We start from the raw sequence: 21,271 nt of genomic DNA on the forward strand, positions 1-21,271 counted from the left end.
ACATGCTTCGGCTGAGCTGCTGGGAGCGCTGAGCAGGTTGCTCACCGACGTGACCGCTGCCCCTCTCGGGCTCGAGGTGCCCGGCGTCTCCGACGTGCGCTCGACCCGCGCCGAGATCGTCGACCAGCTGTCCGACTACGTGATCCCGCGGCTCGTGCAGCTGGAGGCTCCGCTGCTCGCGGTCGTGGGCGGCTCCACCGGTGCCGGCAAGTCGACGCTCGTCAACTCGCTCGTCGGCGAGCCCGTCACCGAGTCCGGCGTGCTGCGTCCGACGACCCGCTCGCCGGTGCTGGTGCACCACCCCGCCGACGCCGAGTGGTTCCAGCCCGACCGCATCCTGCCCGAGCTGCCCCGCACGCAGGCCGTGACGAACGACGTCCACGCGCTGCGCCTCGCCGAGTCCACCGGCGTGCCGCGGGGCCTGGCGATCCTCGACGCGCCCGACATCGACTCCATCGACCAGGGCAACCGCGAGCTGGCGTCCCAGCTGCTCGCCGCCGCCGACCTCTGGCTGTTCGTCACCTCCGCCGCGCGCTACGCCGACCAGGTGCCGTGGGACTACCTGGGCAAGGCCGCCGAGCGGAGCACCTCCGTGGCCGTCGTGCTCGACCGCACCCACGACGACGCCGTGGTCGAGGTCCGGGGCCACCTGGCCCGGATGATGACCTCACGCGGGCTCTCCGACTCCCCGCTGTTCACCGTGCCCGAGTCCGCCGTGGGCGAGGACGGGCTGCTGCCCCGCGCGGCGGTCGCGCCGATCATCGGGTGGCTGCGTGACCTCGCGGCCGACCCCGAGGGACGCGCTGCGGTGGTCTTCGGCACCCTCGACGGCGCCGTCCGCCACAACGTCATGCGGTCGCACGGCGTGGCCGACGCGCTCGACGAGCAGCGCGCCACCGCCCAGCGCCTGCACGACGACGCCACCGGCGTGTACCGCGAGGCCGCCGACCTCCTGGCCCGCAAGGCGGGCGACGGCACCGTGATGCGGGGCGAGGTGCTGTCGCGCTGGCAGGACTACGTGGGCAACGGCGAGCTGCTCCGGTCGGTCGAGGAGCGGGTCAGCCGCATCCGGGACCGGTTGGTCGACCAGGTCACCGGCAAGCGCACCCGCTCGGCCGAGGTCAGCGAGGCCGTCGAGAGCGGTCTGCAGACGATCGTCGTCGAGCAGCTGGAGTCCGCCGCCGAGGCCGTGTACCGCTCCTGGTCGTCCCTGGAGTCCGGTCGTGCCCTCATCGCCACCGAGCGCGGCCTCGACCGCGCGTCCCGCGACGTGCGGGTCAAGGCCGAGCGCCTGGTGCGCGACTGGCAGGCCGAGGTGCTCGACATGGTGCGCGCCGAGGGTGCCGACAAGCGCATGACCGCCAAGTTCCTGGCGTTCGGCGTCAACGGCATCGGCGTGGCGCTCATGGTGGTCGTCTTCGTCGGCGGCTCGGCCGGCCTCACCGGCGCCGAGGTCGGCGTGGCCGGTGGCACGGCGGTCGTGGCGCAGAAGCTGCTGGAGGCGATCTTCGGGGACCAGGCCGTCCGCGACCTCGCCGAGCGGGCCCACACGTCGCTCGTCGCATCGATGCAGGCGCTGGTGCAGAGCGAGCAGAAGCGCTACCTCGACCTCCTGTCCGACCCCACCTCGATCGAGGCGGCGCAGACCAGGCTCCGCGAGGCCGCGCGTCGGGCAGACTACGCACGACACATCGACTTCCTGGACGGAGAGACCGCGTCATGAGCGAGCGCCAGCGAGCGATCGACTGGCACGTCGTGCCGGCGCCTTCGTACCCTGCTCTTCCCACGGAGGTGGCGGCATGACCGAGCGCACCGGGCCCGTCGCACGTGTCGCTGAGAAGGTCTTCGGCGGCGAGCGCTCCGACGTCGCCACCCGGCTCGACGGCCTGAGCGAGGCGGTCGAGGCCGCGCGCGACCGGCTCGCCGACGACGTCCTCGACCCTGCCGCGGCGCTGGCCGAGCGCGCGTCCGACCGGCTGCGGCTGTCCGGCGAGCACACCATCGTCGCGCTCGCCGGTGCCACCGGGTCGGGCAAGTCGTCGCTGTTCAACTGCCTCACCGACCTCGAGCTCGCCGGCGTCGGCGTGCGTCGGCCCACCACGTCGTGGGCGCTCGCCTGCTCCTGGGGCCCCGACGGAGCGCAGGAGCTGCTCGAGTGGATGGGGATCCCGGCGCGGCACCAGGTGTCGCGGATGAGCATGCTCGACCGCTCCTCGGCCGACACGAAGCTCGACGGCCTCGTCCTGCTCGACCTGCCCGACCACGACTCCACCGAGGTGTCGCACCACCTCGAGATGGACCGCCTGGTGCAGTACGCCGACCTGCTGGTCTGGGTGCTCGACCCGCAGAAGTACGCCGACGCCGCCATCCACGACCGCTACATCCGACCGATGGCCGGCTACAGCGACGTGACCCTGGTGGTGCTCAACCAGATCGATCGCATCCACTACTCCGACCGCGAACGCGCCCTCGGCGACGTGCGCGCGATCCTCGAGCGCGAGGGGCTGCCCGACGTCCCGGTCATCGGCGTCTCGGCGCACCGCGGTGACGGCGTCGACGACCTCAAGCGCGAGCTGGCGCGGCGCATCCGCGCGAAGGCGTCGGCCAAGGACCGGCTGGCCCAGGACGTGGCCGAGGCCGCCGAGCGGGTCGTCGCGACCGGCGGCCGTGCCGACATCCCCGGCCTCACCGACATCGACCGGCAGGCCCTCGACCTCGCCCTGCTCGACAGCGTGGGCGCCCCGCAGCTGGTCGAGGCCGTCGAGGCCTCGACGCTGCGCACGGCCCGACGCCACACGGGCTGGCCACCCCTGCGCTGGGTGGGACGGCTCCGCAAGGACCCGCTCCGCGAGCTCGGCATCGACCCGACAGGGTCGGTCGCGTCGCTCACGCGGGCGGTACGGCCGTCGATCGGTCACGTGCAACGGGCCCAGGCCGAGTCGGCGGTCCGCGAGATCGCCGAGAAGGCCGCGGTCGGCCTCGAGCGCCCCTGGCGCGACGCGGTGCGGAACGCGTCGGTCCGCACCGGCGACGACGTGGTCCGCGAGCTCGACGACACGATCGACCGCATCGACCTCGGGCTGTCCCGCACCCCCGTGTGGTGGAGGCTCGTCGACGTCCTCCAGTGGCTCGCGTTCGCGGCGTTCGTCGCCGGCGTGGGCTGGGGCGCCGTCGAGCTCGCGAGCCGGGTCGCCGGGTGGGAGGTCCCCGACGCCCCCGTCGTTCTGGGCTTCTCCCTGCCGCTGCTGCTCCTCGTGGGCGGTCTGGCCGTGGGCGTCGTCCTGGCGGTGCTGGCCCGCGTGACCGTCCGCGCGAGTGCTCGGCGGCGCGCCCAGCGGGCCGAGGCGGTGCTCCGTCGCACCGTCGACGAGGTGGCGCAGGAGAAGGTCCTCGCGCCGCTCCAGGCGGAGCTGGACCGGTACGAGCGGTATCGCAGCGGGATCGTCCGCGCCCTGGGCTGAGACCCGCGGCGGTCGCGCGGCAGGAACGTCTCGCTAGGCTGGGACGCCTATGGCTGACTACGTGCTCTCCCTCCGCAACGTCCGCAAGGCCCACGGCGACAAGGTCGTCCTCGACGACGTCACCCTCTCCTTCCTCCACGGCGCCAAGATCGGCGTCGTCGGCCCGAACGGCATGGGCAAGTCGTCGCTGCTCAAGCTGATGGCCGGGCTCGACCAGCCCAACAACGGCGACCTCGTGCGCGACCCCGACGCCACCGTCGGCATGCTGCAGCAGGAGCCGCCGCTCACCGACGGCAAGACCGTGCTCGAGAACGTCGAGGAGGCCGTCTCCGAGGTCAAGGGCAAGATGAAGCGCCTCGAGGAGGCGTATGCCGAGATGGGCGAGCCCGATGCCGACTACGACGCCCTCATGGCCGAGACCGGTGACCTGCAGACCTTCCTGGACAGCGTCAACGCCTGGGACCTCGACTCCCGGCTCGACCAGGCCATGGACGCGCTGCGCTGCCCGCCGCCGGACGAGCTGGTCGACCACCTGTCCGGTGGTGAGCGCCGCCGGGTGGCGCTGTGCAAGCTGCTGCTCCAGCAGCCCGACCTGCTGCTGCTCGACGAGCCCACCAACCACCTGGACGCCGAGTCCGTGCAGTGGCTCGAGGGTCACCTGAAGTCCTACCCGGGCGCCGTCCTGGCCGTGACCCACGACCGCTACTTCCTCGACAACGTGGCCGAGTGGATCGCGGAGGTCGACCGCGGTCGCATCCACGGCTACGAGGGCAACTACTCCACCTACCTCGAGACCAAGAAGGACCGGCTCAAGGTCGAGGGGGCCAAGGACGCCAAGCGCGCCAAGATGCTCGAGAAGGAGCTGGAGTGGGTCCGCTCCAACGCGAAGGGACGCCAGGCCAAGAGCAAGGCCCGTCTGGCCCGCTACGAGGAGCTGGCCGCCGCCGCCGAGCGCGACCGCAAGATCGACACCAGCGAGATCAACATCCCCGCCGGCCCCCGACTGGGTGACGTGGTGCTGGACGCCAAGAACCTGACCAAGGGCTTCGAGGGCCGGACGCTCTGGGACGACATCAGCTTCTCGCTGCCGCGCGCCGGCATCGTCGGCGTCGTCGGGCCCAACGGCGTCGGCAAGACCACCTTGTTCCGCATGATCACCGGCCACGAGCAGCCCGACTCCGGCTCGCTCGACGTCGGCCAGACGGTCAAGATCTCCTACGCCGACCAGACCCGCGGCAGCATCGCGGCCGACAAGAACGTGTGGGAGGTCGTCTCCGAGGGGCTCGACTTCATCAAGGTCGCGAACTTCGAGATGAACAGCCGCGCCTACGTGGCCTCGTTCGGCTTCAAGGGTGCCGACCAGCAGAAGAAGGCCGGGGTGCTCTCCGGTGGTGAGCGCAACCGGCTGAACCTCGCGCTCACCCTCAAGCAGGGCGGCAACCTCCTGCTGCTCGACGAGCCGACCAACGACCTGGACGTCGAGACGCTGTCGTCGCTGGAGGACGCGCTGCTCGACTTCCCCGGCTGCGCCGTGGTCACGTCGCACGACCGGTGGTTCCTCGACCGCATCGCCACCCACATCCTGGCCTGGGAGGGCACGGAGGACGAGCCCGGACGCTGGTTCTGGTTCGAGGGCAACTTCGCCTCCTACGAGGAGAACAAGATCGAGCGCCTCGGCGAGGAGGCGGCGCGCCCGCACCGCGTCACGCACCGTCGCCTCACGCGCGACTGACGACACCCTCACGCAGCGGCCCCGTCACCTCGCGGTGACGGGGCCGCTCGTGCGTCCAGCCACGGTGCTGCGGCGCGCACCCCACCTCGACGCTGACCGGGTCGCGTCAGTCGGCGCCGCAGACGGCACAGTGCGGCGAGCCGACCCGACGAGGGCTGGAGCAGGCGCCGCACTCACCGACGACCTCGCGGCCGCACCCCTCGCAGTGCGGGCCGTCGCCCCTGACCGGGAAGCCGCAGAACGGGCACTCGCCCTTGCGGACCCGGCTGCGGGGCACTCGGCGGGCGAGGTACCGCTGCAGGGCGACGAACGCCACGACGGTCGCGCCGGCACCGAGCACCGACAGCACCAGCGGTCCGAGCTCGAGGACGTCGATGTAGTCGGTGATGTAGTCGCCGGCGAACCAGACGGCGGTGAGGGTGGAGGCAGCGACCGCCGAGAGCCCGAGCGTGAGGTAGCGGGACTCGCGGGCGCGCTGCACGGTGATGAGGCGCAGGGACCCGCCGACGAGCGCCCCGACGAACAGCAGGCGCAGCAGGGCGACGATCCAGTACCGGCCGTCCTTGCCGCGGGCGCGGTCGTCGTAGGTCTCGCGTGCGTCGTCGGCGGCCTGCTGGGCGGCGTCGGCTCGACTGCGTGCCGTCGTGGCTTCGGCGCGCGCCTGCGCGTACTCGGTCTGCGCCTCCTCGAACGTCTCGGACAGCGACTCGGTGGGCTGGTCCTGCTCGATCGCGAGGCTGAGGTTCTCCCGCGCGAGCTCGAGGTCGGTCAGGGCCGTGTCTCGCTCCTCCTCGGCCCGCCAGGCCCGGTCCTCGGCGGTCTCGGCGGCGTCGATCGAGCGCTGCTCGGCGGCGGTGTACTCCCAGGCGCGGGACCCGCCGACCCAGTCGTCGATCTTGACGTAGAACCAGCCGGAGCCGATCAGCAGGAAGACGACCAGGACGACGGCGAGCACCCGCTCGCTCCTGGTGGAGGCGATGTCCTCGGTGTCGACGCGTGTGCTCATGGTGTCTCCTCGGTCGATCGGGCGCGTGCTGGTCGGGTGCGGGCGCGGAAGGTGACCTCGAGCGTGCAGTCGAGGGCCTCGGCGACGGCGGCGAGCGTGTCGAGCTTCGGTGGCCGGGTGGCCGACTCGAACCGGGCGATGGCCGACTGGGTGGTGCCGCAGAGGTCGGCGAGCTCGCGCTGCGACAGCCCGAGCTCCGTCCGGCGCGCGACGACCTGTGCCACGACGCCCGCGTAGAGCGCCTCGTCCCGGATGTCCTTCACGACACCGACACTATTGCACGCGTGCTATGGGTGTCCATAGCACGCGTGCAATGGCTCGACTAGAAGCGACGACCTTCCAGGCCATCGCGGACGGCCTCGAACACGCGGCCCACGGCCTCGAGGTCCTCGCGGCTGCAGTGCGAGACCAGGTACTCGTGGACGCCGCGCACGTGGGTGTGGGCAGCCTGGCCGAGGACCTCGTACCCGTGGTCGGTGAGCACGGCGCTCACGCCGCGCCCGTCGGTGCAGCTGGCCGTGCGTCGCACGATGCCGTCGCGCTCGAGCCGGGCGATGGTGTGGGTGATGCGGCTGCGCGAGTGCGACACGGCGGCGGCGAGCTCGGCCATGCGGATCGAGCGGTCGTCGGCCTCGGAGAGGCGGACGAGGATCTCGTACTCGGCCATGGAGAGGTCATGGGCGGCGCGGAGGTCGCGGTCGAGCTGGTCGATCAGGACGGTCGTGCCACCCATGTAGGAGCGCCACCACTGCTGCTGGTCCGCGTCGAGCCACGGGGTGTCGGTGGGCGCTGTGGTCATGGGCACATCCTAGTGCGGGAGGGATCCCGGTCGAGAGGGTTGATTGAGTCTTCAACTATATGCTACCGTCTCGAACGTTGAAGGTTCAACCACGAACCTCACTCCCCATCTTCAGGAGACACCATGAGCACCATCACCACCGGCACGTGGAACCTCGACCCCACGCACACCGAGATCGGCTTCGCCGTCCGCCACATCATGAGCAAGGTGCGCGGCAAGTTCGAGACCTTCGAGGGCACCCTCGTGACCGCCGACCCGGTCACGGACTCCACCGTCACCGTCGAGGTCGACCTCTCCTCGATCAACACGGGCACCGCGGACCGCGACGCGCACCTGCGCTCGAGCGACTTCTTCGACACCGAGGCGCACCCGAAGATGACCTTCACGACGAACGGCGTCGTGCAGAAGTCCGACGAGACCTTCGTCGTGCAGGGCGACCTGACGATCAAGGGCGTCACCAAGCCGCTCGAGCTGAACGTCGACTTCCTCGGCGAGGGCGGCGACCCGTGGGGCGGCACCCGCGTCGGCGTCGAGGCCACCGGCGAGATCAGCCGCAAGGAGTTCGGCATCGACTTCAACATCCCGCTCGAGGGTGACAAGGTCATGATCGGCGACAAGATCACGCTGACGATCAACGCGGAGGCCGTGCTGCAGGCCTGAGCCTCGCACCAGCGCGCCCGACGGCGCTCACCCCTCGGGGTGGGCGCCGTCAGTCGTCGTGGGACAGGACCATGCGGAGGGCGAGCCGCGCGTGCAGCTCGGCGACGTCGGCAGGCGTCTGCGGCCCGGTGGGGGAGAACCAGCGCACCAGGTCGATGCTGAGGCTCAGGATGGCGCGTGCCGTGCCCACCAGGTCGTCCACGGCGAAGTCGCCCGAGGCCACGCCGGCCTCGAGCACCTGCTGCAGGCTGCGCTCGATCGCGCGGCGCAGCGCGGCGACCTCGGCGCGGTGCTCGGGGGTCAGTGCGTCGAACTCGTACTGGACGATCCGGCCGACCCGGCTGTGCGAGGCGTGCCAGGCACTGAAGTCGTGCACGAGCCGTCGCAGGCGCTCCGGTGGCGTGGCGGCGGGATCGTCGCCGGACTCCACCACGTGGAGCGCCGAGCGGTGCCCGTCGATGCTGACCGTGAAGAGCAGGCTCTCCTTGGTGTCGTGGTGCACGTACACCGCTGCAGGGCTCATGCCGGCGCGTGCCGCGATGTCGCGGGTCGTGGTCGCCGTGAAGCCCTTCTCGGCGAAGGCCTCGACGGCGGCCTCGAGCAGACGCTCGCGTGCCGTGGCTGTCATCACAGGTCCCTTTCGTCGGTTGACAGCATGGCCCATGCCGGGCACGCTAAGCAAGCGCTTACCTACCCGCGCGTAGTGAACCAGGCCCGCACCCGAGCACGAGGGACCCGATGGACCGCACCGTCTACACCGCTGACCACGACGACTTCCGCGACACCTGCGCGACGTTCCTGGCGAAGAAGGTCGCGCCGAACATCGAGCAGTACATCGAGGACAAGGCCATCCCGCGCGACTTCTGGCTCGCCGCGGGCGAGCTCGGTCTCCTGGGCCTGGAGATCCCCGACGAGTTCGGCGGCGCCGGCGCGGAGGACTTCCGCTTCAACGCCGTCTGGGCCGAGGAGCTGAGCAAGGTCAGTGCCGCCCTGGCGTCGTGCGTGGGCATCCACTCCGACATCACCGCCCCCTACATCGTGGAGCTGGGCACCCAGGAGCAGAAGGAGCGCTGGCTCCCCAAGATCGCCACGGGCGAGTGCCTCCTGGCCATCGGCATGACCGAGCCGGGCGGCGGCTCCGACCTCGCCGCGCTCAAGACGACCGCCGTCCGCGATGGCGACGAGTGGGTCATCAACGGCTCCAAGACCTTCATCACGAACGGCTACAGCGCCGACCTGGTGGTCACCGCCGTGCGCACCTCGCCCGAGAAGGGCGCCAAGGGCATCACCTTGTTCGCCATCGAGGCCGGCGACGAGGGCTTCAGCCGCGGCCGCAAGCTCGACAAGGTCGGCCAGACCGAGTCCGACACCGCCGAGCTGTTCTTCGAGAACGTCCGCGTGGGCGACGACCGCATCATCGGCGAGATCGACCGCGGGTTCATCCACATGATGCAGAAGCTCCCGCAGGAGCGACTCAGCTGCGCCATCTCCAACGTCGCGCACGCCAAGCAGATCCTGCTCGAGACCATCCAGTACGCGAAGGACCGCAAGGCCTTCGGCCAGTCCATCGGCGCGTTCCAGTGGAACAAGTTCCTCATCGCCGAGCTGGTCACGAAGGTCGAGGTGGCCGAGGCCTACCTCGACCAGGCCGTCGCCGCGCACGCCGAGGGTCGGTTCACGGCCGTCGACGCCGCCAAGGCCAAGTGGTACACGTCGGACCTGCAGAACTCCGTCCTCGACCACTGCGTCCAGATCCACGGCGGGTACGGGTTCATGAACGAGTACCGCGTCGCCCGCGCCTGGCGCGACGCTCGCGTGACCCGCATCTGGGCCGGCTCGAACGAGATCATGAAGGAGCTCATCGGCCGCGACCTCGGGTTCTGAGCCGACCGTCCTCGAGCCCGTAGAGGGCCGCACCACCCCGCCGCACGACTCCCACCACCGGAAGGCAGCACCATGACCGAAGCCGTCATCGTCTCGACCGCCCGCTCGCCCATCGGGCGTGCCGTCAAGGGCTCGCTCAAGGACATGCGTCCGGACGACCTCACCGTGCAGATGGTGCAGGCCGCGCTGGGGAAGGTCCCCGGGCTCGACCCGAAGGACATCACCGACCTGCACCTGGGCGTGGGCCAGCCGGCCGGCGAGGCGGGCCACAACCTGGCCCGCGCCGTGGCCGTGCTCTCGGGCATGGACCACCTGCCCGGCGTGACCGTGAACCGCTACTGCTCGTCGTCGCTGCAGACCACCCGCATGGCGTTCCACGCCATCAAGGCCGGCGAGGGTGACGCCTACATCTCCGCCGGCGTGGAGACGGTGAGCCGCTTCCAGAACGGGTTCTCCGACCTGCCCGGCTCGGAGAACCCGCTGTTCGCCGACGCGATCGCCCGCACCGCCAAGCGTGCCGAAGGTGGTGCCGACACCTGGACCGACCCGCGGGAGAGCGGCGAGCTGCCCGACCTCTACATCGCGATGGGCCAGACGGCCGAGAACGTCGCCCAGCACCTGGGCATGAGCCGCGAGGAGCAGGACGAGTTCGGCGTGCGCAGCCAGAACCTCGCCGAGGCCGCGATCGAGTCCGGCTTCTGGGCCAAGGACATCACCCCGGTCACGCTGCCCGACGGCACCGTCGTCTCCAAGGACGACGGACCCCGCGCAGGCGTGACGATGGAGTCGGTCAGCCAGCTCAAGCCGGTCTTCCGTCCCGACGGGACCGTGACCGCAGGCAACGCGTGCCCGCTCAACGACGGTGCCGCCGCCGTGGTGATCATGAGCGACGAGAAGGCCAAGGCCCTCGGCCTCACGCCGCTCGCGCGCATCGTCTCGACCGCGGTCACCGGCCTCTCGCCGGAGATCATGGGCCTCGGTCCGGTGGAGGCCATCCCGGCCGCCCTGCGCAACGCCGGCATGGGCATCGACGACATCGACCTGTACGAGATCAACGAGGCCTTCGCGGTGCAGTCGTGGGGCTCGGCCAAGGTCCTCGGCATCCCGATGGACAAGCTGAACGTCAACGGCGGCGCGATCGCCGTGGGCCACCCGTTCGGCATGACCGGCGCCCGCATCACGAGCACCCTGATCAACTCGCTGCAGTGGCACGACAAGCAGTTCGGTGTCGAGTCGATGTGCGTCGGCGGCGGCATGGGCATGGCCATGGTCATCGAGCGGCTCTCCTGATGGGCCGCTTCGACGGCAAGGTCGCGATCGTCACCGGCGCCAGCCGAGGCATCGGTCTCGGCATCGCGCAGCGGCTCGTCGACGACGGCGCGCAGGTGCTCATCACGGCGCGCAAGCCCGACGCGCTCGCCGAGGCTGCCGCGACGCTCGGAGACGGCCGCGCCGTGTTCGTGGCGGGCTCCGGTGACGACGCCGGTCACCAGGAGGAGGCGGTGCGCACCGCGATCGAGACCTTCGGGCGCCTCGACTTCCTGGTGAACAACACCGGCATCAACCCGGTGTACGGCCGGATGATCGACATCGACCTCGAGGCCGCGGCGAAGATCTTCGCCGTCAACGTCCTCTCCGCCGTGGCGTGGGCGCAGCAGGCCTACGGCCAGTGGATGGGTGAGCACGGCGGCGCGATCGTCAACGTCGCGTCCGTGGCCGGTCTCAAGCCGGCGCCCATGATCGGCATGTACGGCGCCTCGAAGGCCGCGCTCATCCACGTGACCGAGGAGCTGGCGGTCGAGCTGGGCCCCGACATCCGCGTCAACGCGGTCGCCCCGGCCGTGGTCAAGACGAAGTTCGCCAAGGCGCTCTACGAGGGCCGTGAGGACGAGGTCTCCGCGCCGTACCCGCTCAAGCGCCTCGGGCTGCCCGAGGACATCGCCGGCGTCGTGGGCTTCCTGCTCTCCGAGGACGCCGCCTGGCTCACCGGCCAGACCATCACCGCCGACGGTGGACTGCTCCTGGGTGGCGGGGTCTGACCTCTGCTTCCTCGATCGACCCCGTGGCTGCTTCGACGGCTGCGGGGTCGTTCGTCGTCCACCCTGCGGCTGCGTCGCTCTCGGCGGGCGTCGACCTGCGGGCGCGCTGCTCCGGCCGGGTCTCGGCTCGGTCTCCGAAAGGCCTCGACCGGGCGGTGGGGTGCGCCGCGGCCGGGACTGCGGGCACTCCTGGGGCATCGGTGGATCCTCAACCGCAGGAGTGCCGCTGTGGTTGGGAATCCACCGATGACGCGGTCCCGACGCGCCTCTCGGTGGATCCTCAACCGCAATCCGCACTCTGCGGTTGCGGATCCACCGATGGTGGGCCCGCAAGCAGGGGGCGACCGCGCTGGGGGCTGTCCGGTCGAGGCTCTTTCGGAGGCCAGGCAGGGTCGGAGTGGAGGCAGCGCAGCCGCAGGCGGACGGACGTGTGACCAACAGAACATGAGGAAACCCTCGGAATAAACTTGAGGTTCCTCTCACGTTTTGCGACGATGGTGCTTCCACTCATCTGCCGCAGCGAGGTAATTCGACGTGACCACCACCCCCACGACGCCGACGACCACGAGCACCGCCACCACCGGAGGCCGCCGCGAGGCGCTGGTCGACCGTCTGCGGGGTGGGCAGCGCTACGCCGTCGTCGCCGGGGGACAGGGCGAGGCCTGGCTCGACGCGCTCGCCACCCTGGTCCGCGACTTCGCCCTCGAGGCGGACCTGACGTCCGTCGTCGACCGCGCCGAGCGCACCCTCGAGCCGGTGGCCGGTGAGCTCCTGCGCACCGGGGCCACGGTCACGCCGCTCGCGTGGGTCGACGCCCTGGCCGTCGGCGAGTCCGCCGAGGACGACGAGGCGCCCAGCCTTCCCTCGGCCGTCGACCAGCAGATCCCGGCCGTGTCCGTCCCCGGCATCCTGCTCACCCAGCTCGCCGGGCTGGCGGCCCTGCGCCGCCAGGGGCTGGACGTCACCGCGACCCCGCCGGTCGCGTCCGCCGGGCACTCGCAGGGTTCCCTCGCGCTGGAGGCGTTGGCAGGCGCCGACCCGGCCGAGCTCTACGCGTACGCCCGTCTGGCCGGTGCGGCCGCCCACGTCGTGGGTCGCCGCCGCGGCCTGCTCGGAGCCACGATGCTCAGCGTCACGGGGGAGAGCCCCGCGCGCGTGGCGGAGGCGCTCTCGTCGCTCCCCGCCTCGGCCGACGTGGTCACGCACCTGCGCAACGGACGTCGTTCCGTGGTGCTGTCGGGTCCTGAGGAGGGTCTGCGCCGTGCCGTGACGCTCATGGACGAGGTGGCCGCCGCCCAGAAGGACGAGCGTGCACGCAAGGTCACCGGAGGCGCGGCGTTCAAGCCCGTCGTCGAGCCCGTGGCCGCGCAGCTCGCCTTCCACCACCCTGCGCTCTCCGAGGCCGCCGACCTCGCCGCCACCTGGGCGGCCGCCTGCGGACTCGACCCCGAGCAGGCTCGCACGCTCACGCGGCGTGCCGTCGTCGACCCGGTCGACTGGGTCGCCGAGGTCGAGCGCGTGCTCGACGCCGGTGCCGAGTGGCTGCTCGACGTCGGTCCCGGCGACCTGGCCGCGCGCCTGAGCGCCGCCGAGGCGAAGGTCCGGGGCGCCGGCGTGGTGTCCGTCGCCACGCGTCGCGGCCACCGCGAGCTGACGGTGCCCGGCGCGGCGCCCCGTCGCAGCCGTCCGTGGTCGTCCTACGCGCCCACCGCCGCCACGCTGCCCGACGGCAGCCTGCGCGTCGAGACCGCGTTCACGCGTCTGACCGGTCGCTCGCCCGTGCTGCTGGCCGGCATGACGCCCACGACCGTCGACGCCGCCATCGTCGCCGCGGCCGCGAACGCCGGCTACTGGGCCGAGCTCGCCGGCGGCGGCCAGGTGAGCGAGCAGATCTTCACCGAGCGGATGGCCGAGCTCGACGACCTCCTCGACGAGGGCCGCACGTTCCAGTTCAACTCCCTCTTCCTCGACCCCTACCTGTGGAAGCTGCAGCTCGGTGGTCAGCGTCTGGTCCAGAAGGCCCGGGCTGCCGGGTCGCCCATCGACTCCGTGATCGTCACCGCCGGCATCCCCGAGCTCGACGAGGCCGTCGCGCTCGTCGAGGAGCTGGCCGAGGTCGGCATCGAGTACGTGGTGTTCAAGCCGGGCACCGTGGCGCAGATCCGCCAGGTGCTCGCCATCGCCGACAAGGTCGCGCCCCGCTCGATCATCGTGCAGATCGAGGGCGGCAAGGCCGGCGGTCACCACTCGTGGGAGGACCTCGACGACCTGCTCGTCGCCACCTACGCCCAGCTCCGCGCCCACGACAACGTGGTCGTCTGCGTCGGCGGCGGCATCGGCACCCCCGAGGTGGCTGCGGCCTACCTGACCGGTGAGTGGGCCCGTGCCCACGGCCACCCCGTCATGCCGCTCGACGGCGTGCTCGTCGGCACCGCGGCGATGGCGACCCTCGAGGCCACCACCTCGCCCGCGGTCAAGCAGCTCCTCGTCGACACCCCCGGGACGCCCGCGTGGGTCGGGGCGGGTGCGGCTGACGGGGGCATGTCCTCGGGCCGCAGCCAGCTCGGCGCCGACATCCACGAGATCGACAACACCGCGTCGCGCACCGGACGGCTGCTCGACGAGGTCGCCGGCGACGCCGACGCCGTCGCAGCCCGCCGCGACGAGATCGTCGAGGCCCTCGACCGCACCGCCAAGCCGTACTTCGGCGACGTCGCGACCATGACGTACGGTGCGTGGCTCGACCGCTTCGCCGCGCTCACCACCGATCATGCGGCACCCACCGGACACGACGACGAGGGCGGCTCCGCCTGGCTCGACGTGACGCTCCGCGACCGCTTCCACGCGATGCTGCAGCGCGCCGAGGCGCGCCTGGTCGACGTCGACCACGGCCCCGTCGCCACCCTGTTCGCGACGCCCGCCGACGTGGAGGACGCCACCGCCGCACTCACCGCGCTCCGCGAGGCCCACCCGGCCGCCGACGACGTCGTGCTGCACCCGGCCGACGTCCCGTTCTTCGTGCAGGTGTGCCGTCGTCCGGGCAAGCCCGTGCCGTTCGTGCCCGTGGTCGACGCCGACGTGCGCCGCTGGTGGCGCTCGGACTCCCTGTGGCAGGCCCACGACCCGCGCTTCGCCGCCGACGAGGTCTGCGTCATCCCCGGCACCGTCTCGGTCGCGGGCATCACCCGTGTGGACGAGCCGGTGGCCGACCTGCTGCGCCGCTTCGAGGACGCCGCGGTCGACGCGGTGCTCGCCTCGGGTGCCGCACCGCTCGAGGTCGTCGGCCTGCGCCGCGCCGACGGCGCCACCGGCGCCGTGTCCCTCGTGCTCGCCTCGCCCGACGCCGTCTGGGCCGGGCGCGCCGTGCGCAACCCCGTGCACCGCCTCGGGACCCCGGCCTCGTCGTCGACGGGCTGGGTCAGCGTCGCCCCCGAGCGCGCCGAGCACCCCGAGACGGGTGCCGTCCTGACCGGTTCGGGCCACACCGCCGAGCTCGTCGTGCCGCTGGACCGTGGCGGCCGGACGCTCACGCTCACCTTCGACGTCACCGACGGCGTGGCCACCGGTGGCGCGCCCGTGATCTCCACGAGCACCGCCGCCGCCGCGATGCTCGACCTCCTCACCGCCGCCGCGGGCGGCTCGCTCCCGTCGGTCTCCGAGGGAGCCGCGACGCTCAGTGCTCCCTGGAGCGACGACCTCGTCGCCGACCACGCCGGCGTCACCGCCGGCGAGACCGCGGCCTTCGTGCCCGACGCCCTCGTCGGCCTCGCCTGGCCGGCCGTGTTCGCGGTCATCGGCGCCAGCCGTACCGAGGCGGGCGACCCCGTCGTCGAGGGCATGCTCGACCTGGTGCACCTCGACCACGCGGTCGACGTCGCCCGCACGCCGGTCGACGGTGTCGAGCTGAGCCTTCGTGCCGCCGTCCGCTCCGTGCGGGCCACCGACCTCGGTCGCGTCGTGACCGTCGACGTCACCGCCACGGACGCCGACGGCACCGTGGCCACGCTGGTCGAGCGTTTCTGCGTGCGGGGCCGTCCCGGCTCCGCCGACGCCGGCGAGCCGGTCCGTGCCGGTGGCCGTCTGGGCGACGCCGAGGTGCACCCGACGCCGCGCCGCACCCGCGCCGAGGGCACGGTGGTCACCCCCACCGACCTGCGCGCGTTCGCCTCCGTCTCGGGCGACCACAACCCCATCCACACGAGCGTGGCCGCAGCCCGTCTGGCGGGTCTCGGCGAGCCGATCGCCCACGGCATGTGGCTGTCCGCCGCGGCGCAGCGCGTGGTGGCCGACGCCACCGGTCGCACGCTGCTCGGCTGGACCACTCGCTGGCTCAGCCCTCTGGCCCCCGGCGCGACCGTCTCGGTGAAGGCCGAGCGCACCGCCCTGGTCGACGGCGACGAGGTCGTCGAGGTCACCTGCCGCGCCGGTGGTGAGCTCGTCATGGCCGCCACGGCCCGGGTGGCCGCCCCGCGCACGGCCTACGCCTTCCCCGGTCAGGGCATCCAGCACCCGGGCATGGGCATGGCCGGCTACCAGCGGTCCAAGGCCGCCCGCGCCGTGTGGGACCGTGCCGACGCGCACACCCGCAGCGCGCTCGGCTTCTCGATCCTCACGGTCGTGCGCGACAACCCGACCGTGCTCGTCGCCCACGGCACCACCCACAAGCACCCCGACGGCGTGCTGTTCCTGACCCAGTTCACGCAGGTGGCCATGGCGGTGCTCGGCGCCGCCCAGATGGCCGAGCTGCGCGAGTCCGGCGCGTTCGTCGAGGGCTCCGTGCTGGCCGGCCACTCGGTCGGTGAGTACAACGCGCTCGCCGCCGTGTCCGGCGTCATCCCGTTCGAGGCCGTCGTGGAGGTCGTGTTCCAGCGCGGCTCGGTCATGCACACGCTCGTCCCCCGTGACGAGCACGGCCGCAGCGACTACCGCCTCGCCGCCATCCGTCCGTCGCAGATCGGCCTGGCCGACGACGAGGTGACGGCGTACGTCGACGGCGTCGCCGAGCGCAGCGGCCAGTTCCTGCAGATCGTCAACTACAACCTGCGCGGCTCGCAGTACGCGATCGCCGGCACCGTCCGCGGCCTGGAGGTCCTCGAGGAGGACGTCGCCGAGCGTCGTGCGCGCTTCGGCGGCAAGGCCGCGTTCATCCTGGTGCCCGGCATCGACGTGCCGTTCCACTCGCGCGTGCTGCACGGCGGCGTGCCGGACTTCCGGGCCCGCCTGGAGGAGCTGCTGCCGGCCGAGATCGACCCGACGATCCTCGAGGGTCGGTACGTGCCGAACCTCGTGCCGCGGCCGTTCTCGCTCGACCAGGGCTTCGTGCAGGAGATCGCCGACCTCGTCGGTGAGTCCCCGTTGGACGCCGTGCTGTCCGACTTCGACGCCTGGGCTGCCCGCCCGCAGGCGCTGTGCCGCACGCTCCTGGTGGAGCTGCTGGCCTGGCAGTTCGCCAGCCCGGTGCGCTGGATCGAGACGCAGGACCTGATGTTCGCGTCGGTCGAGAACGGCGGCCTCGGGGTCGAGCGCTTCGTCGAGATCGGCGTGGGCCAGTCGCCCACCGTCGCGAACCTCGCGTCGTCGACGCTCAAGCTCCCGGCCGTGCAGTCCACGCTCGGTGAGCGTGGGGTCGAGGTCGTCAACGTCGAGCGCGACGCCGCCGCGGTGTTCGCCACCGACGAGGACCCGGCGCCCGTCGAGGACGACGCTCCCGCCGAGGAGGCTCCCAGTGCGTCGGCCCCGGCCGACCAGGCCGCCGCGCCGGCGCCTGCGGCCCCGGTGTCCTCCGGTGGTCCACGTCCGGCCGACCTCGGCTTCGACGCCGCCGACGGAACCCGCACGCTGATCGCCTGGTGGACCAAGCTGCGCCCCGAGCAGATCGGTGCTGCCGACTCCATCGAGTCGCTCTGCGACGGTGCGTCGTCGCGCCGCAACCAGCTGCTGGTCGACCTCGGCGGCGAGCTCTCGCTCGGTGCCATCGACGGCGCTGCCGATGCCGACGTGCCCACGCTCTCGGCCCAGGTCAAGGGCCTGGCCCGCAGCTACAAGCCGTTCGGTCCGGTGCTCTCCGCGACCTTCGCCGACCACCTCAAGAAGGTGCTCGGCCCCACGGGTCGCAAGCAGTCGGCCGTCGCCGACCGCGTCACCGACGTCTGGCAGCTCGGCGCGGGCTGGGCGAGCCACGTGCTGGCCGAGCTGGCGCTCTCGACGCGTGACGGTGCCAGCGTGCGCGGGGGAGACCTCGCCACGATCCCGGTGCCGTCCAACGGCGCCGAGGTCGACGCGGCCGTCGACGCCGCCGTCCAGGCCGTGGCCGCGCGCCACGGCGTGAGCGTGGACCTGCCGTCCGCCGGTGGCTCCGACGCCACCGTCGACGCCGCCGCGCTCGCCGAGATCACCGGCGAGATCACCGGACCCGACGGCGTGCTCGCCAGCACCGCCCGTCACCTGCTCGCGCAGCTCGACAACCTCGGCGGGGGTGCCGGGCCGTGGGCGGCAGACGGCACCGAGACCGACGAGGACGCGCAGCGCGTGCTCGACCGGGTCGAGGCCGAGCTCGGCTCCGACTGGGTCGACGCCGTCGCCCCCGCGTTCGACGAGCGCCGTGCCGTGCTGGTCGACGACCGCTGGGCCAGCGCCCGCGAGGACCTCGCCCGCATCGCGCTCGGCTCCCTCGATGCCGACGACGTCGTGTTCACCGGAGCCGGCGAGGTGCTCGCGTCCCAGGCCCGCTGGTGGGCCGGACGCACCGACGACGCCGCACTGAAGGTCCGCCTCGAGCGGATCGTGGAGGACGCCCTCGACACCACACCCGGCGCGTGGGCCGACGACATCGCCGTCGTCACCGGTGCGAGCCGTGGCTCCATCGCGGCGTCGGTGGTCGGTGAGCTGCTCGCCGGTGGCGCGACGGTCGTGGCCACCACGTCGAGCCTCGACAGCCGCAAGGTCGGGTTCTACCGCGAGCTCTACCGCACGCACGCCCGTGCCGGTGCCCGCCTCTGGGTGGTCCCGGCCAACATGGCCTCGTTCGCCGACGTCGACGCGCTCTCGTCGTGGATCGTCACCGAGCAGGCCCGTACGGTCGGCAGCACCAAGACCGTGACCAAGCCGGCCCTCGTGCCCACGCTGCTCGTGCCGTTCGCGGCCGGCCGCGTGATGGGCGACCTGTCCGACGCAGGCAGCCGCACCGAGGTCGAGGCTCGCATCCTGCTGTGGTCGGTGGAGCGCCTCGTCGGTGCCCTCGCCACCACGGGCCGCGACCACGACCTCGCGTCGCGCCTGCACGTGCTGCTGCCGGGCTCGCCCAACCGCGGCATGTTCGGCGGCGACGGCGCGTACGGCGAGGCCAAGGCCGCGCTCGACGCCGTCGTCACCAAGTGGGGTGCGGAGAAGAGCTGGTCCGACCGCGTCACGCTGACCCACGCCATCATCGGCTGGGTCCGGGGCACGGGCCTCATGGGCGGCAACGACCCGCTCGTGCAGGCCGTCGAGTCCGCCGGTGTCCGCACCTGGAGCCCCGACGAGATGGCCGACGCGCTGCTCACCCAGGGCTGCACGACCGCGCTGCGCGAGCAGGCGTCCGTCGCCCCGGTCGAGCTGGACCTGACCGGCGGACTCGGCGAGGCCGACCTCGACCTGCGCGCCCTCGCCGAGCGCGTGGAGCGCCCGACGGTCGAGGAGGACGACGAGACGCCCACCGTGGCGGCCCTCGCACCGTCGCCGGCGCAGCTGCCCGACGCCGCCACCCCGGCGTGGGGCGAGGTCACCGCGCGCCCCGAGGACATGGTCGTCATCGTCGGCACCGGCGAGCTGGGTCCGTACGGCTCGGCCCGCACGCGCTTCGAGATGGAGGTGCACGACGAGCTGTCCGCGGCCGGCGTGCTCGAGCTGGCCTGGAACACCGGCCTGATCACGTGGGACGACGTCAACCAGGGCTGGTACGACGTCGAGTCGAACGAGCCGGTCGACGAGGCCGACGTGCACGAGCGCTACCACGACGCCGTGGTCGCACGGTGCGGCATCCGCACCTACGGCGACGACGGCTCGATGGTCGACAACACGGCGCCGCTGCTCACGTCGGTGTACCTCGACGACGACCTGACGTTCTCGGTCGGCAGCGAGTCCGAGGCCCGCGCCATGGTGACCGCCGATCCCGAGCGCACCAGCATCACGTCGTCGCCCGACGGCGAGTGGACCGTCACCCGCAAGGCCGGCACCGAGATCCGCGTGCCGCGCCGCATGGAGCTGAGCCGCACCATCGGCGGCCAGATCCCGACCGGCTTCGACCCCTCCGCCTGGGGCGTCCCGGCGGAGATGCTGGAGTCCATCGACCGCGTCGCGATCTGGAACCTCGTGTGCACCGTCGACGCGTTCCTCTCGAGCGGCTTCACGCCGGCCGAGCTGATGCGCTGGGTGCACCCGGCGTTCGTCGCCAACACGCAGGGCACCGGCATGGGTGGCATGGCCTCTATGCACGCGCTGTACATCAACACCCTGCTGGGGGAGAACAACCCCAACGACATCCTGCAGGAGGCGCTGCCCAACGTCATCGCCGCGCACGTCGTGCAGTCGTACGTCGGCAGCTACGGCGCGATGATCCACCCGGTCGCCGCGTGCGCCACCACGGCGGTCTCCGTCGAGGAGGGCGTCGACAAGATCAAGGTCGGCAAGGCCGAGTTCGTGGTGGCCGGTGGCTTCGACGACCTGAGCACCGAGGGCATCATCGGCTTCGCGGACATGTCCGCGACGGCCGACTCGGGTGCGATGCTCGCCAAGGGCATCGACCCGCGTCGGGTGAGCCGGGCCAACGACCGTCGTCGCGGCGGGTTCGTGGAGTCCCAGGGCGGCGGCACGCTGCTGCTGGCCCGCGGTGACGTCGCGGCCCGCATGGGCCTGCCGGTCCACGGCGTGGTCGCCTACGCCGGGTCGTTCGCGGACGGCGTGCACACGTCGATCCCGGCGCCCGGGATCGGTGCCCTGGCCGCAGCCATCGGTGGGCGCGAGTCGCAGCTGGCCCGCTCGCTGACGGTGCTCGGCCTCGACGCCGACGACATCGGTGTCGTGAGCAAGCACGACACGTCGACGGACGCCAACGACCCGAACGAGTCCGAGCTGCACGAGCGGCTCGCGGCGGCGATCGGTCGCAGCGCCGGCAACCCGCTGTTCGTGGTGTCGCAGAAGACGCTCACGGGCCACGCGAAGGGTGGTGCCGCGGCGTTCCAGCTGATCGGTCTCACCCAGGTGCTGGCCGGCGGGATGCTGCCGCCGAACCGCAGCCTCGACTGCGTCGACGACGTGCTCGCCGAGCACGAGCACCTGGTCTGGCTGCGCGAGCCGCTCGCCGGTGCGACGCTCAAGGCCGGCCTGGTCACGAGCCTCGGCTTCGGCCACGTGGCGGGGCTCATCGCCCTGGCGCACCCGGAGGCGTTCGTGCAGGCGCTGCCCGAGGCCGAGCGCGAGGACTACCTCGCACGGTCGCGCGAGCGGGTCGTGGCCGGCCGGATGCGCCTGGCGCAGGTGATGGTCGGTGCGGCCACCGCGTACGAGCGTCCCGCGGGACGTCGGCTCGGCAAGGAGGGCGTGCGGGGCCGGGAGGCGTCGATGCTGCTCGACTCGCAGGCGCGCCTGGGCGACGACGACGTGTACGTCGCCACGGCCTGCTCGTGACCCCCGGCGGGGGTGCCGGGCCGCGGG

12 protein-coding genes are annotated in these 21,271 nt (G+C 72.3%); 8 read left to right on the plus strand and 4 right to left on the minus strand.

The features are described 5' to 3' along the window. Positions 1-49 precede the first annotated feature (49 nt). From RQG84_RS11850 to ettA, 3 genes are all read left to right on the plus strand, one after another. The gene (locus tag RQG84_RS11850) at positions 50-1,723 is read left to right on the plus strand and encodes an ABC transporter (RefSeq protein WP_311210198.1); all 1,674 of its coding nucleotides are present in this window, start codon (positions 50-52) and stop codon (positions 1,721-1,723) included. A 76-nt stretch (positions 1,724-1,799) separates the two neighbouring features. Next, entirely contained in the window at positions 1,800-3,461 is a 1,662-nt protein-coding gene (locus tag RQG84_RS11855; protein ID WP_311210199.1) for a GTPase, read from the plus strand. Between the two features lie 49 nt (positions 3,462-3,510). Then, the gene (gene ettA, locus RQG84_RS11860) at positions 3,511-5,193 is read left to right on the plus strand and encodes an energy-dependent translational throttle protein EttA (protein WP_056553095.1); all 1,683 of its coding nucleotides are present in this window, start codon (positions 3,511-3,513) and stop codon (positions 5,191-5,193) included. A 106-nt stretch (positions 5,194-5,299) separates the two neighbouring features. Here ettA and RQG84_RS11865 read toward each other — a convergent pair whose 3' ends face one another. Genes RQG84_RS11865 through RQG84_RS11875 form a run of 3 tightly spaced genes read right to left on the minus strand, consistent with a single transcriptional unit; the run spans position 5,300 to position 6,998 of the window. Further along, the gene (locus RQG84_RS11865) at positions 5,300-6,199 is read right to left on the minus strand and encodes a hypothetical protein (RefSeq protein WP_311210200.1); all 900 of its coding nucleotides are present in this window, start codon (positions 6,197-6,199) and stop codon (positions 5,300-5,302) included. Continuing rightward, positions 6,196-6,462 carry a helix-turn-helix domain-containing protein gene (locus RQG84_RS11870; protein WP_055964893.1) on the minus strand — a complete coding sequence of 89 codons (267 nt, stop codon included), beginning with the start codon at positions 6,460-6,462 and terminating at the stop codon, positions 6,196-6,198. Before RQG84_RS11870 ends, RQG84_RS11865 begins: the two co-directional genes overlap by 4 nt. Before the next feature lie 59 nt (positions 6,463-6,521). Beyond that, the gene (locus RQG84_RS11875) at positions 6,522-6,998 is read right to left on the minus strand and encodes a MarR family transcriptional regulator (protein WP_311210201.1); all 477 of its coding nucleotides are present in this window, start codon (positions 6,996-6,998) and stop codon (positions 6,522-6,524) included. Between the two features lie 123 nt (positions 6,999-7,121). On the opposite strand from RQG84_RS11875, the gene RQG84_RS11880 reads away from it, so the two are divergent. Beyond that, positions 7,122-7,658 (plus strand): YceI family protein, encoded by a 537-nt coding sequence (locus RQG84_RS11880; protein ID WP_055964900.1) that lies wholly within the window; start codon positions 7,122-7,124, stop codon positions 7,656-7,658. Positions 7,659-7,707: 49 nt separating this feature from the next. On the opposite strand, the gene RQG84_RS11885 is transcribed toward RQG84_RS11880, so the two are convergent. Further along, complete coding sequence (locus tag RQG84_RS11885) at positions 7,708-8,286, minus strand: TetR/AcrR family transcriptional regulator (RefSeq protein WP_156364705.1); 579 nt, start codon at positions 8,284-8,286, stop codon at positions 7,708-7,710. A gap of 110 nt (positions 8,287-8,396) precedes the next feature. Here RQG84_RS11885 and RQG84_RS11890 point away from each other — a divergent pair, with 110 nt between their 5' ends. The 4 genes from RQG84_RS11890 to RQG84_RS11905 all read left to right on the plus strand — a co-directional run bounded on the left by RQG84_RS11890 (position 8,397) and on the right by RQG84_RS11905 (position 21,244). Then, on the plus strand, positions 8,397-9,542 hold the full coding sequence (locus RQG84_RS11890) for an acyl-CoA dehydrogenase family protein (RefSeq protein WP_056553089.1): 1,146 nt from the start codon (positions 8,397-8,399) through the stop codon (positions 9,540-9,542). A gap of 72 nt (positions 9,543-9,614) precedes the next feature. Further along, positions 9,615-10,832, plus strand: coding sequence for an acetyl-CoA C-acetyltransferase (locus RQG84_RS11895; protein WP_311210202.1), 1,218 nt, complete (start codon positions 9,615-9,617; stop codon positions 10,830-10,832). After that, complete coding sequence (locus RQG84_RS11900; RefSeq protein ID WP_056575729.1) at positions 10,832-11,581, plus strand: SDR family oxidoreductase; 750 nt, start codon at positions 10,832-10,834, stop codon at positions 11,579-11,581. Before RQG84_RS11895 ends, RQG84_RS11900 begins: the two co-directional genes overlap by 1 nt. 534 nt (positions 11,582-12,115) lie before the next feature. Next, entirely contained in the window at positions 12,116-21,244 is a 9,129-nt protein-coding gene (locus tag RQG84_RS11905; protein ID WP_311210203.1) for a polyketide synthase, read from the plus strand. Positions 21,245-21,271: the final 27 nt, after the last annotated feature.

The organism is Aeromicrobium sp. WCS2018Hpa-31 (assembly GCF_031843905.1).
Classification (GTDB): Bacteria; Actinomycetota; Actinomycetes; order Propionibacteriales; family Nocardioidaceae; genus Aeromicrobium.